The following is a 15,107-nucleotide window of genomic DNA, read 5'->3' as shown; positions in this document are numbered from 1 at the left end:
ACTTGACCACCCTTGCTACCGAAGTGTCGGTTGCGACAACAGGGCGACGTGAGCCTGCTTCTGACCCAAACCCGCCATTGGCAGTCGCAAAAATTGGCAGCCGAACTCAGGTTCTTTGGGAATTAGTTTCAAGCGTCTGAATAGCTGGCGGTTTGTGTGGAAATCATCGGATAGATTAACTGGCGCAGAGAGACGCCCGCAGGGCTGATTCATCGGCTGCACGCATAGTCACCAAACCTTTCTGATATGGATCATCGCGGACGAACCGGTTTGCGAAAAGGCGTACTCCATCCCCTCCTTCTTCCAGAAGGCCGTCGTGCTTTCGATCTCTTTATATGGTCAAAACTGACAGGAGGCCCGAGCCGAGCTTTCAGCGCATCCATGAGGCCGGCTGGCCGTTTCGTTGAGTATACGCAGGCCTGATGACCGTTGGGACCGACGGCTATCCAAAACGAAAGCGAATCCGTGTTGTCGGATGGTTCACGCTTCCAGCCCACCACGTCGACCGATACTCCATTGTACCCCCGCGAACGCGGAACGCCATTGTGACGTATCGGCCTCCGACATGCGTTGCCATCCGAGCTCGTCGCCTCTGGCCGACGCATCCTTGATGCTGGAAACTGTACAGATACCGATGAGACGGCTGACTGTCATTTCCTCGGGAGCGGCAGTGGAAACTCCGGCATATACCGCGACCACCGTGGCGCTGATAATTGCAATCTTACGCACGAGAACCCTCCCTTTTTGACCGCTTCAGGGATATCGTCTACGGCCCGCTGTTATTGGTCGTAGGCATCTTCGATCATGCCCTATTCGACTCGGCATCTGCCGGAGGCCATCCGTTGAGCAGGACCCTCCATCAAGGCGTCGAGCGGCGACCACTCGGAAAGCCGCCACGATTGGATGCTCATACCTCGGCCGGAGAGGAGATACTATGCTCATTCGACATTTCATGTTCTTGCTTGTTCTGAGTATTTTCGCCGCAAGCACCGCCAGCGCCCAGCCGTGGGAGGACATCGACCCGGGAAACGCTGGCTGGTCAACGGCGCGGCTAGAGGCAGCCCGTCTGCACTCGAAAGCACTTGGACCGACCGGGGTTATGATCGTTCAGGACGGTAAGGTGGTCGCCCGATAGGGCAACACTTCTCTAAAGGTGAATATGGCATCCGTCCGCAAGAGCCTCCTCAGCGCGCTTTACGGCATTGCGGTCGGCGAGGGTCGTATCAGGCTTTCGGCCAGCCTTTCCGAGCTTGGGATCAATGACAAAAGTCCCGCCCTTACGGTTGAGGAGAAGACCGCGACGGTTCGCGATCTGCTCATGGCCCGGTCAGGCATCTATCATCCCGCCGCCCACGAGACGGCTGATATCAAGCGCAAGCGCCCTCCCCGCGGTAGTCACCCCTCAGGGTCGTTCTGGTTCTACAACAACTGGGATTTCAACGTGCTGGGGACGATTTATCGGCAACAGACCGGCGAGGACATTTTCGAGAGTTTTCGGGACCGGATCGCTGGGCCGATCGGAATGGAAGATTTCTCGGTTAATGACGGTAGATACGATTTCGAAAAACTGTCCGATCATGCCGCCTATCCGTTTCGGCTAAGCGCCCGCGATGCCGCCCGGTTTGGCCAGCTTTTCCTGAACGACGGAAGGTGGGGCACCAAACAGATCATCCCGACGTCTTGGGTCAGGGAATCGACAACGCCTTATTCGTGGGCTAAACGGATACGGCAGGGTTACGGCTATATGTGGTGGACTCTACCAGAGGATACGTGGGGTTCTAACGCATTCTACGCTTCCGGTTACGGAGGGCAAATCATCGCGGTCGTGCCATCAAAGCGGCTGGTGGTGGTGCAGACCGTGGATTTGCATCAGAGCCCGAAAGGGGTGCGTACCAGCGCCTTCATTGACCTCCTCAAAAAGATTGCTTCCTCGGCCCCATAACCTTGCGTTGCAGGCCACCAACGCACCACCTGCAATCAAATCGCATATTCAACAGCTTCAACCTATTGATTCGGTGTAGAAAGTACCGAAAAAAAACGGCTGACAAGCGCGCGTTGTTCACGCAGTCATTCGATTTCCACCATCGCCTACTCTCATGAGAGCCATGAGCATCGGCCCGAGCGAAAATTCCCCGCGCTCAGAGCGCCTGGTGAGATCCCGCAGATACCCCCCGGCGGACGTTATGAAATTCGACCGCTCGAGAATGCAGGCCATCGCCACCGCGGCATTTTCTGGCCCCATGGCGTTGCACGCCTCCTCGTAGGCAGAGGGGCTGACGCCGAGCATCGAGCGCACAACAACGGCGGCCTTCATGAGCTCGCGCCAGTGCTCGATGCGCCCGCCGGGCCCATAATCAGTGATCTGGGGGCAGGCACGGAGCACCATTCCGAGCGGGAACGCCTTGATCGGCTCGCGTTTCACCTTTTGTGGTTCATTTGACTCATCCCTCGTCAGAGAGTTGTTCGCCAAGTTTTCGCTATGCTCTTTTCTAGAGCTAGGTTCAAGTTCATTTATGGATTCGGTATTTGAATTCTGTAAGTGGCGGTCATTCTGAATGGCATTGCCGTGCATTTCATTAGTTTTAAGCTGCGTTTTCAGGATGTTGAGTGCTTCTTCCCGCAGGAGCTCCATTTCATCGAGCGTCGTCTCGACCTGGGACCGGTTCGGTTGGCGCGGGAGGCCGGCAAGGATTCTGACATACTCGGACTCCACCTGGTCCCAATTGCCTGTCGCGCCCTCTTCCACGGCTGCCGAGATCAATTTGCGCACATCGCGACGGCAGATCGTCAGCGCCTCCCGTGCGCGGCGGAAGCGAGTGCGCTCGGCGGCGACGTCTTGCGCCAACAAGGCGAGCTCCGTGGCACGAGCGAGCAGTGGCGTCAGGTCAAACCCATAAGCCTGCTCGATCTCGCCGTCCCGGTTGCGGTGCGCGTAGCGTTTACCGTTCGGGCTGTCGCGCCGCAGGATAAGGCCGGCATCGACAAGTGCGGCGAGTTGCCGGCGCAGCGTCGTCTCGGTAATCCCGTGGGCTCGAACGGACAGCTGCGCGTTGGATGGGAAAACGACAAGCCTGCAGCTCGTATCGAGCTCTCCGTTCGGGTAAAACGTCAGGAGCGCGTCGAGAACAGCCAAAGCGCGGTCCTGAAGTCCAAGGCGTTCGCGCGCCTCGCAAACATCGCGAAACACTTTCCATTTTTCAATCCGCACGCCCGGATCTGGATCCGCAATCGCCATCTGGCCCTTGACCAAGGCAAGCGACATCGGCCGCCGCCCAAAGGGCGTCGTCACATGTCCCGTCTGCATTTTTCTCTCACCTTTCTTTAGGCAAAAGAAATCCGCTCACCAAACTGGCGCCAAGACTCTTGACTGTGATTCCGGGAAATGCGATTCTCGATCCTGCTAGAGATGACGAGAGAGGCTTCCACGGTTCGCCGTTCGGGGGCCTTTTTCTTTTGCGGTTTAGTCTCCGTTGGTTTTGTTCTTCAACCCCTTGTACTCCTCGTACAAGCGGTCCATGCGAGAAGACAGCCATTCGCTGAAGGGCTTGGCTTCGACACTCGTGAGCTCGATGGCAACCTTCTTTGCTTTGGCGGTCATCGCGAGATTCAGAGAGCCATCCGACGATACCCAGCCCTTTGCTGCGGCATCGGCTTTGGGCTTTTTTGCAGCCGATTTGGCCTTGTATCGCTTCAGATAGTCGTGGAGCGCATCGAACCGCTCTGCCTCGGCGAGCTTGTGAAAGTCGGCCGACGCTGCATGCTCAGCAGCGACCTTCGAGAGGGCAGGGGCCAGTATCAACTGCCGGAGGCTGAGCCATCGGTCACGGCCAATTTTCTTCGATGCACCTAGGGCCTGAATAACGGACGCTGGCACCGCTTCGACGACTGCGAGCATCTTCGAGAGCATCGCCTCGTCGATGGCGAGCGATGACCGAACCGTTTCCTTGGTCATTCCAGACGTGATCAGGTTCTGAGCGAAGTAGGCGCGTTCAATGAACGACAGGTTCGAGCGGGCCGCGTTTTCCTGACCCTGCACGATCGCCGAAGTGATATCGTCGAGTTTCTTGACAATCGCCTTGACTGGAACTCCAAGCTCCCGAGCGACCCTGAGACGACGGTGACCGAACACCACCATATAACGCTTGGCATCGGTCGAGCTTGGGCGAACTAGAATAGGCGTCGTTTGACCCGACTCCTTGATCGCCTGGAGCAGTTCCTGAAACTCCTCTCCATCATCTGAAAGGCGATCAGATACGAAAGACACATCGACCAATCGTGGATCGAGGTCCACGATCACCTCGCCTTCCATAAGCTTCTTGGTATTTTCGGCCATGTCCTCGATCGAGCGGACAACCGTCTTGGCCGCCCCGGTCATGCCATATCCAGGCTTGGTTGGCGTCTGGCTCGCCGTTATCGCTGCCATATCAAGTTTGGCGAAGGGATTTTCACGGGACATGGACACCCTCCAAAACAGATATCAACGCCCGCAACCCATTGTTCGGGCTATGCAAAACAGCAAAAAAAACGGCTGACAATTGGCTCATTTTCGCCCCCAGACGCCGTGGATGAGTTCGACGATTTCCGCGTTTGCGGCATTGAGACTTTCTATTGCTCGGTCGTAAGTCGCCCGGACGAACTCGCCTCTTTCAACCTCGTACAATGTTTGCTTCTTTATCGACGCATCAGAGATGGCCGTGGATTTCACAACATGGTTCCTCAGCATCTGCTGCGCGAACATCGACTGCATGAACCCGACCATCTGAGTTTGCGGAATATCCGTCGGCTCAAAACGGGTGATGAGATATCGGAACCACTGCACACGCATCTCGGCCCCGGCCTCTGCCACCGGTCCCATGATGCCGCCGAGCATCATTAGAAACTGGCTCATCGACATGATGTCCAACATCTGAGGATGAATGGTGATGAGGATCCCGGTTGACGCCATAAGCGCAGTGATAGTCAGATAGCCTAATTGAGGCGGGCAATCGATGACCACTACATCGTACCTGTCATCGACCTCCTTTAGAGCGCTGGCGATCCGCATATAGAAGAGCCGCCCATCCTCTCCTCTCTTCGAGGAAATTGCCAGCGGCACATCGTATTCGTACTCCTGCAAAACCAGGTTCGCTGGCACGACATCAAGGCCTGGGATATTTGTCGGCTGGATGACTTCGGCGATTGGCTTGCGTTCATCGTCAAATCGAAGTGCCTCATAAAAAGAGGCGGTATCATCAAGCTCTGGCTGAATCCCGAAAAGAGAGGTGAGGGACGCCTGTGGATCAAGGTCGACCGCGAGCACGCGATGGCCTGTGAGGGCGAGATACTGCGCAAGATGTGCGGCTGTAGTCGTTTTGCCGCTTCCGCCCTTGAAGTTGACGACCGAGACAACTTGCAACGGTTCGCCTTCCCGACGTCTTGGCACGTAGTACCGCTTGTCGGACTTTTTGTTCGCTTCGAGATAGTCCCGGAGCTCGAGCATCTGATCGGCCGTATAGTACCGTCGTCCGCTGACCGATTCGATTTCCGGCCCTTTCCCGTCAGAATGGAGCTGCCTGAGATGGGTCTGCGTTACCCCTATGAAGTCCGCGACTTCCGCGAGCTGGAACTTGCGCAACCCCTTGCGAGCGTCAGGTGGATACTGCTGGCTACGCAACATATGCAATGCGCTGGAGATCTTCGACCCTTGCTGGGCGATCTCAATATCAAATCTGTTTTGCAGCTCATTGCTCATTTTGCGAACTATTTCCCGGAGGTCTTCACTTTCGAAAAAATGGCTCTAAGGCCATCATTTGCGAAACTATCATCCGATTCCCACCGCGCTGCAAGACATTTAAGGTTAACAACAAGTTAACGTACTTGGCGCGACCTGGCCCGGCACGCCGATTCCGCGAGATCTTTCCGCCAGTTAGGCAGATTCCTTTGACGGCGTATAGTCGGTGGAAACTGCAGATCTGCAGTTGCAGGTCCTGCGCTTATTGCTTTCCGTCGACGCCTCATGGGCTAGTGGCTTCCTCCTGCGAGAGAATCACCCTCTGCAGATCTGCAGATGGCCAACCGTGGATTGAGGTGATCTTCATCCCGCCTGACGAAGTTCAAGCGGAGATAAGAATGCAGGTTCTTGCAATCTCGCCCGACCGATATGTCGAGCATCAAAATCTTCTGAAGCAGATGCATCAGCTGCGCGCCAACGTCTTTGGCGGGCGGCTCGAATGGGACGTCACCATCACGGATGGTGGCGAGAGGGATCAGTACGACGATCTAAACCCAACCTACATCCTCGCCACCTTCGGCGGAAATAAGGTCGTCGGCTGCGCGCGCCTCCTTCCCGCGGCCGGCCCAACCATGCTGGAACGGACCTTCCCGCAGCTGCTCGCCGATGGTTCGCTCCATGCGACGAGTGCGATGATCGAGAGCTCTCGCTTCTGCGTCGATACGACCTTGCCCGCCGGCAGGGGAGGGGGCCAACTCCACTTTGCGACGCTGACCATGTTCGCTGGAATCATCGAATGGTCGATTGCGAACGGCTACGACAAGATCGTCACGGCAACCGACCTCCGCTTCGAGCGCATTCTGAACCGGGCTGGCTGGCCGATGGCGCGGCTGGGTGAACCAGTGGAAATTGGCAATACCGTCGCCATTGCGGGCACACTCCCGGCGGACCAGGAGAGCTTCGAACAGGTTCGCCCGCCGAACTATCGGTCCGCTCTTTCTTCTGCTGATCATCACCCCGAAAGGAGCGCAGCGTGAACCAGCTTCGTTCACACCCGCGCCTGGTCCGCAAGCTGCAGGACGCGCTTGGCGACCAGCTCTGTGTCGCGCTCGAAGATGCAACTGTGGTCGAGATCATGCTCAACCCTGACGGCCGATTGTTCATCGAACGCCTCGGTCAGGGTGTGGCCGAAGCCGGGATGATGGCGCCAGCGGCCGCGGAAGTGGTCATAGGCAGTGTCGCCCACGCGCTGCAGTCGGAAGCCGACACGGATCGACCGATCATTTCCGGCGAACTGCCGATCGGCGGACACCGGTTCGAGGGGCTGCTGCCGCCCGTCGTCTCGGGACCTGCCTTCACGATCCGCCGCCGCGCCTCGCGTCTCATTCCGCTCGACGGCTATGTGACCTCAAAGGTGATGACCGAGGCCCAGGCGTCGGCCATCCGCAGTGCAATCGACGCCCGAATGAACATCGTCATTTCCGGGGGAACTGGCTCCGGCAAGACTACGCTCGCCAACGCAATTATCGCCGAGATTGTCGCGACCGCACCCGACGATCGCATGGTGATCCTCGAAGATACCGCCGAAATCCAATGCGCCGCCGAAAACGCCGTCTGCCTTCATACCAGCGATACCATCGATATGGCGCGATTGCTGAAGAGCACCATGAGACTGCGCCCGGACCGTATCATCGTCGGCGAGGTCCGCGACGGAGCGGCGCTCACGCTCCTGAAAGCCTGGAACACCGGTCATCCCGGCGGCGTCACCACGATCCACTCCAACACGGCAATGTCTGCGCTACACCGGCTGGAACAACTGACCGCCGAAGCCAGCCAGCAACCAATGCAGGAGGTGATCGGCGAGGCGGTCGATCTGGTCGTCTCCATCGAGCGGACGGGAAAGGGGAGGCGGGTGCGCGAGGTGATCCACATCGAGGGGTATCGCAACAGCCATTACCAGACCGAACACTATGCCCAGATCGACGAGGACAGCCATGTCGCGTAAGACCTATCCCATTCTCGCAGCGATACTGTTTGCTGCCGTCTCCTTCACCCTTTCCGAACCGGCATTGGCGTCCTCAGGAGGTGGCGGTCTTCCGTGGGAGTCGCCGCTGCAGCAGATCCAGCAATCGATCACCGGACCCGTCGCCGGCTTCATAGCGCTGGCCGCGGTCGCGATCGCCGGCGCCATGCTGATCTTTGGTGGCGAACTCAACGATTTTGCCCGTCGCCTTTGCTACGTCGCCCTGGTCGGCGGCGTTCTTCTCGGCGCCACCCAGATCGTCGCTCTTTTCGGTGCAACCGGTGCCTCGATCGGCGAGCGCCATGCCGGGCCAGTTGCTGCCCCCACCGCCTTCACGCCTCAGCCGACGCCGACAGCAGTAGGGGAGGGGGCTCGTGGCTAAACCTGGTTCTAACCTCGTCCGGTCGCGAGTGCATCGTGCGCTGTCTCGTCCCAACCTGTTGATGGGCGCCGATCGCGAGCTTGTCCTGGTGACGGCGCTCGCCGCCGTCATCCTGATCTTCGTGGTTCTGACCTGGTATGCGGCGCTGTTCGGTATCGCCATCTGGTTGGTCGCGTTAGCTGCCCTTCGCATGATGGCCAAGGCAGATCCGCTGATGCGGAGGGTCTACGTCAGGCATATCTCCTACAAGACCTTTTACCGCGCGACGTCGTCGCCGTGGCGCCGTTATTGAGGGGTACGACATGGTTGCCCTCAAATCCTTCCGCCATTCCGGACCTTCCTTTGCCGATCTCGTTCCGTACGCGGGACTGGTCGAAAACGGCGTCATTCTCCTGAAGGACGGATCGCTGATGGCTGGGTGGTATTTTGCCGGCCCCGACAGCGAAAGCTCGACCGACGCCGAGCGCAACGAGGTGTCGCGACAGATCAATGCCATCCTGTCGCGCCTCGGTTCGGGCTGGATGATCCAGGTCGAGGCTGTCCGGGTGTCGACTGGCGATTATCCGAACGAGGAAGCCAGTCATTTCCCCGATCCGGTGACCCGCGCCATCGATGCCGAGCGGCGGGCGCATTTCCAGAAGGAGAGGGGGCATTACGAGAGCCGTCACGGCCTGATCCTGACCTGGCGTCCACCGGAGCCGCGGCGGTCCGGACTGGCACGCTACGTCTATTCAGACGTTGGCAGCAGGTCCGCCACTTATGCGGACAAGGCGCTTGAAACCTTCCTCACCTCCATCCGTGAGGTCGAACAGTATCTCGGCAATGTCGTGTCGATCCAGCGGATGATGACACACGAAACGCCGGAGCGTGGCGGCTATCGTGTCGCCCGCTACGACGAGCTCTTTCAGTTCATCCGTTTCTGCATCACCGGGGAAAATCATCCGGTGCGTCTGCCAGAGATCCCCATGTACCTCGACTGGCTGGTCACGGCGGAGTTGCAGCACGGTCTGACGCCACTTGTCGAGAACCGGTTTCTCGGCGTGGTAGCGATCGACGGGCTTCCCGCGGAAAGCTGGCCCGGAATTCTCAACAGCCTTGACCTGATGCCGCTCACCTATCGCTGGTCATCTCGGTTCGTCTTCCTTGACGCCGAGGAAGCCCGCGCCAGGCTCGAGCGCACCCGCAAGAAATGGCAACAAAAGGTGCGGCCATTCTTTGACCAGTTGTTTCAGACGCAGTCGCGGTCGCTCGACCAGGATGCCATGCTCATGGTGGCCGAGACCGAGGACGCGATCGCAGAGGCGTCGTCGCAGCTCGTGGCGTATGGCTACTATACGCCGGTCATCATCCTCTTCGATGAGGATCAAATCCGTCTTCAAGAAAAGTGTGAGGCGGTCCGCCGGCTGATCCAGGCGGAAGGTTTTGGCGCACGGATCGAGACAATAAACGCGACCGATGCCTTTCTCGGCAGCCTGCCGGGCGTGTCCTATGCCAATATCCGCGAACCGCTGATCAACACGCGCAATCTCGCCGACCTCATCCCGCTCAATTCGATCTGGTCCGGAAGCCCGATAGCACCGAGCCCATTCTATCCGGTCGGAGCGCCCCCACTGATGCAGGTCGCAAGCGGGTCGACGCCCTTCCGTCTGAACCTGCATGTCGACGATGTCGGCCATACGCTGATTTTCGGACCGACGGGTTCGGGCAAATCGACGCTGCTGTCACTGATCGCAGCCCAGTTCCGACGCTATGCTGGTGCGCAGATCTTCGCCTTCGACAAGGGCGGCTCGATGCTGCCGCTGACGCTGGGGATCGACGGCGATCATTATCAGATCGGTGGCGATGCTCAGGAAGCAGGGGAGGGGAGGGCACTTTCGTTCTGCCCGCTAGCCGAGCTCTCGACCGATGGCGATCGTGCTTTCGCCTCCGAGTGGATCGAGATGCTGGTGGCACTGCAGGGCGTGACGATCACTCCGGACTACCGCAATGCCATTTCACGGCAGGTCGGCCTGATGGCAGAGTCCCGCGGCCGCTCGCTCTCGGACTTCGTCTCGGGTGTCCAGATGCGGGAGATCAAGGACGCTCTGCATCACTACACCGTCGATGGCCCAATGGGACAGCTCCTTGATGCCGAGGAAGACGGGCTGGCGCTCGGCGCCTTCCAGTGCTTCGAAATCGAGGAACTGATGAACATAGGCGAGCGCAATCTCGTGCCCGTGCTCACCTATCTCTTTCGACGCATCGAAAAGCGCCTGACCGGTGCACCCAGCCTGATCATCCTTGATGAGGCCTGGCTGATGCTCGGCCATCCGGTGTTCCGGGACAAGATCCGAGAATGGCTGAAGGTGCTGCGCAAGGCCAATTGCGCCGTGGTGCTCGCTACCCAGTCGATCTCGGACGCCGAGCGCTCCGGTATCATCGATATGTTGAAGGAGAGCTGCCCGACCAAGATCTGCTTGCCGAATGGTGCGGCCCGTGAGCCGGGCACGCGCGAGTTCTACGAACGTATCGGCTTCAACGAGCGGCAGATCGAAATCGTTGCGGCCGCGATCCCGAAGCGGGACTATTACGTCGTCTCGCCCGAGGGCCGGCGCCTGTTCGACATGGCCCTCGGCCCCGTCGCGCTCTCCTTCGTCGGAGCGTCCGGAAAGGAAGACCTCAAGCGCATCCGCGCCCTTCATCTCGAACATGGGGCCGCATGGCCTCTTCAATGGCTCCAGCAAAGGGGGATCGCCCATGCCGACACGCTCTTCCCAACCCGATAGGACATTGCACACCGCGCTTGGTGCGGTCCTCATGCTCTCGTCTGCTCTTCCGCTTTCTGCGTGGGCCGGTGGCGTCACCGGACAGGCGACGGAATGGACACAGCTTGCCAACAATACGGAACTGATCAGCCTGGTGGGCAAGTCCGCCGAGCAGGTGAACAACCAGATCACCCAGATCTCGCAGCTGGCCGAGCAGATTCAAAATCAGCTCAACATCTACAAGAACATGCTGCAGAACACCGCGCAGCTGCCGGACCATGTCTGGGGCCAAGTCGAAAGCGATCTGAAGAACCTGCAGACCGTCGTCAATCAGGGCCAGGGCGTCGCCTTCTCCATGGGCAATGTCGACGATGTGCTCAAGCAACGTTTCCAGAGTTTCGCCGACATGAAGAGCAACCTTCCTGATGGAGCGAGCTTTTCCTCGACCTACCAGAACTGGTCCGACACCAATCGCGACACCATCGCCGGCACGCTGAAGGCCGCCAATCTGACTGCGGACCAGTTCTCCAGCGAGGAGAGCACGATGTCGCAGCTCAGGTCGATGTCGGAATCTGCCGACGGCCAGATGAAGGCGCTGCAGGTCGGCCACGACATCGCAGCACAGCAGGTCGCCCAGATGCAGAAACTGCGCGGTCTCGTTTCCCAGCAGATGACGATGATGGGCACGTGGTATCAGTCCGAACAGGCACAAAAGGATCTGGCACAGGCGCGGCGTGAACAGTTCTTCAGCGGAACCGAGCGTGACATCCGTGGCGGCCAAACGATGGAGCCCCGCTGGTGAGCCCGCGTCTGATCCTCATTCTCGCTTTCGTCGCGGTCGTTTCCGCGGCCGGCGCGAGCGTCATCACCTGGCTCGTCGTCCAGCCGCAGACCACGCCGATCTCCGGATCGGGCACAGCCGCAATCAATTCGTCCGCCGATGAAGAACAGCGCCGACATCGCGACCAGTTCTTTGGCGGAAATTCCGACCGTGACATCCGCGGCGGTCAGGAGATGAAGCCCCGATGGTAGCTGCTTCTTCTTCCCGCACGCTCGAACGGATGTTCATCGCGATCACGCTCATCTTGGTGGCAACCACGCCAGCGCTGGCGCAACAGGGTCAGGTCCTGACCACACTCGAAAACTCCGTCGTCACCGCCGCCAAGGGCTGGGAGACGACCGTGGTGAACGCGGCGCGGTCACTCTTCTGGATCCTTGCCGGCATCGAGATCGGGATCGCTGCAGTCTGGCTAGGGATCAATGCCGCATCGCTCGACAGCTGGTTCGCTGAACTCGTCAAGCGGATCATGTTTATCGGCCTGTTCGCCTTCATTCTCGATCAGGGTCCGGCATTCGCAAAAGCCGTCGTCGACAGCCTCTACCAGATCGGCGCCAGTGGCGGCTCGGCTTCACCTGCCAATATTTTCGACGCCGGCATTCGTGTCGCGACCAAAATGTCGGAACAGGCGAAGTTTGGGCTCTGGGAAGACAATGCACTCGCTATCGCCGCCGTCTTCGCCATGGTGGTGGTCGTTGTCTCGTTTTCGCTCGTTGCGGCGATCTTCGTGGCCGTCATGGTCGAGATGTATGTCGGACTGCTCGCCGGCATGATCATGCTCGGGCTCGGTGGATCCTCCCATACGAAGGATTTTGCGATTAAATATCTCGTCTATGCCTTCTCCGTCGGCATGAAGCTGATGGCGCTGGTGATGATCGCCAAGATCGGCTCGGACATTCTTCTCGGTCTGGCGGAGGCGCCAACCGCGACCTCTGAACAGTTCATCACCACGCTGGCGATTGCCGGTATCTCCGTCGTCGTCTTCGTCATCGCCATGTATGTCCCGCCAATCCTGCAGGGTGTGGTCCAGGGCGCGTCTGTCGGCGGCGGTATGGAAGCCATCCGTCACGGCGGGCAGGCGGCATCCGCGGCGCTTGGGGCCGGTTTCCTGACGATCGGTGCAGCCAACAGAGGATTCGGGGCCGCCAGTGCCGCAAGAGCAGGGGGAGCAGCTCTCGGAAGTGCCGCGCTGCGCGGCATGCAGGCCGGGATTGGCGGAGCGGCTGGCGCGGTCGGCTCGGCAGCGAAAGAAAAGGCGATCGGTTCGCCGGGCGCCTATGCCGGATCGATGCTCGGCCTTGCCAACGCCAAACTCGACCAACCGACCGGCCGGCCCGGCACACCGCCTCCACCACCGCCGATCAACGACAGCAAGTGACGGGACCGTGACAGAATGGCCGGACAGAATGTTCCAGATAATCCGTATATCGCGGCACGCAACGAGTGGAACGAGCGTTATGGCTCGTACGTCAAAGCGGCCGCCGCCTGGCGCGTGGTCGGCATTGCCGGAATGACTATGGCCGTGATCGGTTTTGGTTACGCGCTCTACCAGAGCACGCAGGTCAAGCTGATCCCTTACATCGTCGAAGTCGACAAGCTCGGCACGGCTGTCGACGCCGGCTTCCCGCAGCAGATCGAATATGCCGATCCACGGGTGGTACGCGCGACACTCGGCAGCTTCGTGTCGAACTTCCGATCCGTCACGCCGGATGCGGTCGTGCAGAAGCAATATATCGACCGGACCTATGGGCTGCTCCGCACCTCCGATCCGGCGACCGAAAAGGTCAATGCCTGGTTCCGCTCGAATTCGCCGTTCGAAAAGGCGAAGACCGCAACGGTGGCGATCGAGGTCAACAACATCGTCGCACTATCGAACCAAAGCTACCAGATCGACTGGACCGAGTTCGAACGCGATCGCCGCGGCAAGGAGACCGCCACGCGCCGCTTCCGTGGGATCGCCACCGTGACACTGACGCCGCCCCAGGACGAGGGCGTCATCCGTCTTAACCCCATCGGTCTCTATCTCCGCGACTTCGATTGGACAGCTCAGCTTTGAAAGACATGGCCCGAACATGAACAGATCAAACGAACCCTCGCGGATCACGGTGAGCACCGGCATCATTGCTATCGCTGTTGCTGTCTCTTCCACCTTCCCGTCTCATTCTTTCGCCGCTGATGGTGTCACCGCCAATGAGGTGAAAGGCATGGGGATTTCGACACAATGGCGTGGAAGTCGCGGGCTCGTGACGAAAGGCGCCGATGGGAAGGTGATCTTCCTTTTTGGCGAGGTGCAGCCGTCCGTCGTCTGCTCGCCTCTGCAGGTCTGCGACATCGAGCTTCAGGGCGGCGAGGTCGTTCGCGATGTGCTTGTCGGCGACACGGTACGCTGGAAGGTGGAGCCGGCTACCTCGGGTGCCGCCGGTGGGCAGGCGATCCATCTGATCGTCAAGCCGTCGGAGCCGGGTCTCATCACATCGATGGTCGTGACAACGTCGCGGCGGACCTATCACATCCAGCTCAAGTCTCATCCAACCCAGTATATGGCGCGTGTCGGGTTTGAATATCCAGAGGATGTCTCGGCAAAGCTTGCAGACGTCAACGCGCGGCTGGAAGCCAGCACCATTCCAGGCGCCGGCGTTCCCGCCGAGCAATTGAGCTTTGCCTATTCCGTCTCGGGCAATGCCGGTTGGCGGCCGACGCGGGTCTACTCGGATGGACAAAAGACCTACATCCAGTTTCCGCGGTCGATTTCCGGTCAGGATGCGCCGGTTCTCTTCGTCGTCTCCGGCGGTCAGAACCGCATCGTCAACTATCGCATGAAGAGCAACATGATGGTGGTCGACTACAATATCGATCGTGCTGTCCTCGTCTCAGGCGTCGGCTGGAAACAGCAAAAGGTGACAATCATCAGGGGAGGGCGGTGATGCGGAATCTCCTTCGCCACACCGCGAACAGCCTCGGCCCCATCCGCTGCCTCGCCATAGGCAGTGGCCTCGCCATCCTCCTTTCCGGTTGCCAGTCAATGGAAACCGGCGGTCTCGCCACGAGCGCTGCACCTCCAGAGATCTCCGGACCGGCGGCCGGTGCGATCGCCGGCGACATGGTCAGCCGTCTCGCCGAGCAGATCGGACAGGGGAAGGCAACCGTTGCGCTCAAACAGGATGGTTCTCCCTTCGGCCAGGCACTTGAAGCTGCGCTGAAGGGATGGGGTTACGCCGTGGTCACCGACCAGAAGACGGATAGCGGCTCGGCCGTCATTGCGCTCGCCTATGTCATCGTCCCCTATGACGGTCAGGTGCTGGCGCGGCTTTCGACGAGCAGTGTCGAACTCGGCCGGGCCTACACAGTGACGACATCGGGTGCGACACCCGCAAGCCCCCTGTCCCTCATGCGGCGCGGGTGAGGGAGGA

Annotated in this window: 17 protein-coding genes; 13 read left to right on the top strand and 4 right to left on the bottom strand. The window is 59.5% G+C overall.

Annotated features, from left to right (window positions below):
• Window positions 1-480 precede the first annotated feature (480 nt).
• A complete protein-coding gene (locus AC0JZ1_RS03025) occupies window positions 481-729 on the bottom strand; it encodes a hypothetical protein (RefSeq protein WP_471880980.1) in 249 nt (82 codons plus the stop codon).
• 205 nt (window positions 730-934) lie between these two features.
• Between AC0JZ1_RS03025 and AC0JZ1_RS03020 the strand changes: the two genes are divergently transcribed.
• Both AC0JZ1_RS03020 and AC0JZ1_RS03015 read left to right on the top strand, forming a co-directional pair.
• Complete coding sequence (locus AC0JZ1_RS03020) at window positions 935-1,135, top strand: hypothetical protein (protein ID WP_471880979.1); 201 nt, start codon at window positions 935-937, stop codon at window positions 1,133-1,135.
• A gap of 24 nt (window positions 1,136-1,159) precedes the next feature.
• On the top strand, window positions 1,160-1,942 hold the full coding sequence (locus AC0JZ1_RS03015; protein WP_471880978.1) for a serine hydrolase domain-containing protein: 783 nt from the start codon (window positions 1,160-1,162) through the stop codon (window positions 1,940-1,942).
• Between the two features lie 117 nt (window positions 1,943-2,059).
• Here the strand turns inward: AC0JZ1_RS03015 and repC are convergent, their stop codons facing one another.
• From repC to repA, 3 genes are all read right to left on the bottom strand, one after another.
• On the bottom strand, window positions 2,060-3,304 hold the full coding sequence (gene repC, locus AC0JZ1_RS03010; protein ID WP_471880977.1) for a plasmid replication protein RepC: 1,245 nt from the start codon (window positions 3,302-3,304) through the stop codon (window positions 2,060-2,062).
• 156 nt (window positions 3,305-3,460) lie between these two features.
• Window positions 3,461-4,456, bottom strand: a complete 996-nt coding sequence (gene repB, locus AC0JZ1_RS03005; protein WP_471880976.1) for a plasmid partitioning protein RepB — start codon at window positions 4,454-4,456, stop codon at window positions 3,461-3,463.
• An 84-nt stretch (window positions 4,457-4,540) separates the two neighbouring features.
• Window positions 4,541-5,731 (bottom strand): plasmid partitioning protein RepA, encoded by a 1,191-nt coding sequence (gene repA, locus AC0JZ1_RS03000; RefSeq protein WP_035211168.1) that lies wholly within the window; start codon window positions 5,729-5,731, stop codon window positions 4,541-4,543.
• 377 nt (window positions 5,732-6,108) lie between these two features.
• On the opposite strand from repA, the gene traI reads away from it, so the two are divergent.
• Genes traI through trbH form a run of 11 tightly spaced genes read left to right on the top strand, consistent with a single transcriptional unit; the run spans window position 6,109 to window position 15,100 of the window.
• Complete coding sequence (gene traI / locus AC0JZ1_RS02995) at window positions 6,109-6,747, top strand: acyl-homoserine-lactone synthase (RefSeq protein ID WP_471880975.1); 639 nt, start codon at window positions 6,109-6,111, stop codon at window positions 6,745-6,747.
• Window positions 6,744-7,715 (top strand): P-type conjugative transfer ATPase TrbB, encoded by a 972-nt coding sequence (gene trbB / locus AC0JZ1_RS02990; RefSeq protein WP_471880974.1) that lies wholly within the window; start codon window positions 6,744-6,746, stop codon window positions 7,713-7,715. Before traI ends, trbB begins: the two co-directional genes overlap by 4 nt.
• The gene (trbC, locus tag AC0JZ1_RS02985; protein ID WP_471880973.1) at window positions 7,705-8,115 is read left to right on the top strand and encodes a conjugal transfer pilin TrbC; all 411 of its coding nucleotides are present in this window, start codon (window positions 7,705-7,707) and stop codon (window positions 8,113-8,115) included. Before trbB ends, trbC begins: the two co-directional genes overlap by 11 nt.
• Window positions 8,108-8,407 carry a conjugal transfer protein TrbD gene (locus AC0JZ1_RS02980; protein WP_471880972.1) on the top strand — a complete coding sequence of 100 codons (300 nt, stop codon included), beginning with the start codon at window positions 8,108-8,110 and terminating at the stop codon, window positions 8,405-8,407. The genes trbC and AC0JZ1_RS02980 overlap by 8 nt, the downstream gene beginning before the upstream one ends.
• 10 nt (window positions 8,408-8,417) lie before the next feature.
• Window positions 8,418-10,880 (top strand): conjugal transfer protein TrbE, encoded by a 2,463-nt coding sequence (locus tag AC0JZ1_RS02975; protein ID WP_471880971.1) that lies wholly within the window; start codon window positions 8,418-8,420, stop codon window positions 10,878-10,880.
• Window positions 10,852-11,661, top strand: a complete 810-nt coding sequence (trbJ, locus tag AC0JZ1_RS02970) for a P-type conjugative transfer protein TrbJ (RefSeq protein ID WP_471880970.1) — start codon at window positions 10,852-10,854, stop codon at window positions 11,659-11,661. Before AC0JZ1_RS02975 ends, trbJ begins: the two co-directional genes overlap by 29 nt.
• Window positions 11,658-11,891 (top strand): entry exclusion protein TrbK, encoded by a 234-nt coding sequence (gene trbK / locus AC0JZ1_RS02965; protein ID WP_471880969.1) that lies wholly within the window; start codon window positions 11,658-11,660, stop codon window positions 11,889-11,891. Before trbJ ends, trbK begins: the two co-directional genes overlap by 4 nt.
• Window positions 11,885-13,075, top strand: a complete 1,191-nt coding sequence (gene trbL / locus AC0JZ1_RS02960) for a P-type conjugative transfer protein TrbL (protein WP_471880968.1) — start codon at window positions 11,885-11,887, stop codon at window positions 13,073-13,075. The genes trbK and trbL overlap by 7 nt, the downstream gene beginning before the upstream one ends.
• Before the next feature lie 15 nt (window positions 13,076-13,090).
• Complete coding sequence (locus AC0JZ1_RS02955) at window positions 13,091-13,753, top strand: conjugal transfer protein TrbF (RefSeq protein ID WP_471880967.1); 663 nt, start codon at window positions 13,091-13,093, stop codon at window positions 13,751-13,753.
• A 16-nt stretch (window positions 13,754-13,769) separates the two neighbouring features.
• On the top strand, window positions 13,770-14,621 hold the full coding sequence (gene trbG, locus AC0JZ1_RS02950) for a P-type conjugative transfer protein TrbG (RefSeq protein ID WP_471880966.1): 852 nt from the start codon (window positions 13,770-13,772) through the stop codon (window positions 14,619-14,621).
• A complete protein-coding gene (trbH, locus tag AC0JZ1_RS02945) occupies window positions 14,621-15,100 on the top strand; it encodes a conjugal transfer protein TrbH (RefSeq protein ID WP_471881042.1) in 480 nt (159 codons plus the stop codon). The genes trbG and trbH overlap by 1 nt, the downstream gene beginning before the upstream one ends.
• Window positions 15,101-15,107 lie beyond the last annotated feature (7 nt).

The sequence above is a fragment of the Affinirhizobium capsici genome (assembly GCF_977018625.1).
Note: the sequence above shows the minus strand (reverse complement) of the source record. Positions and strands in the feature narration are given on the sequence as shown.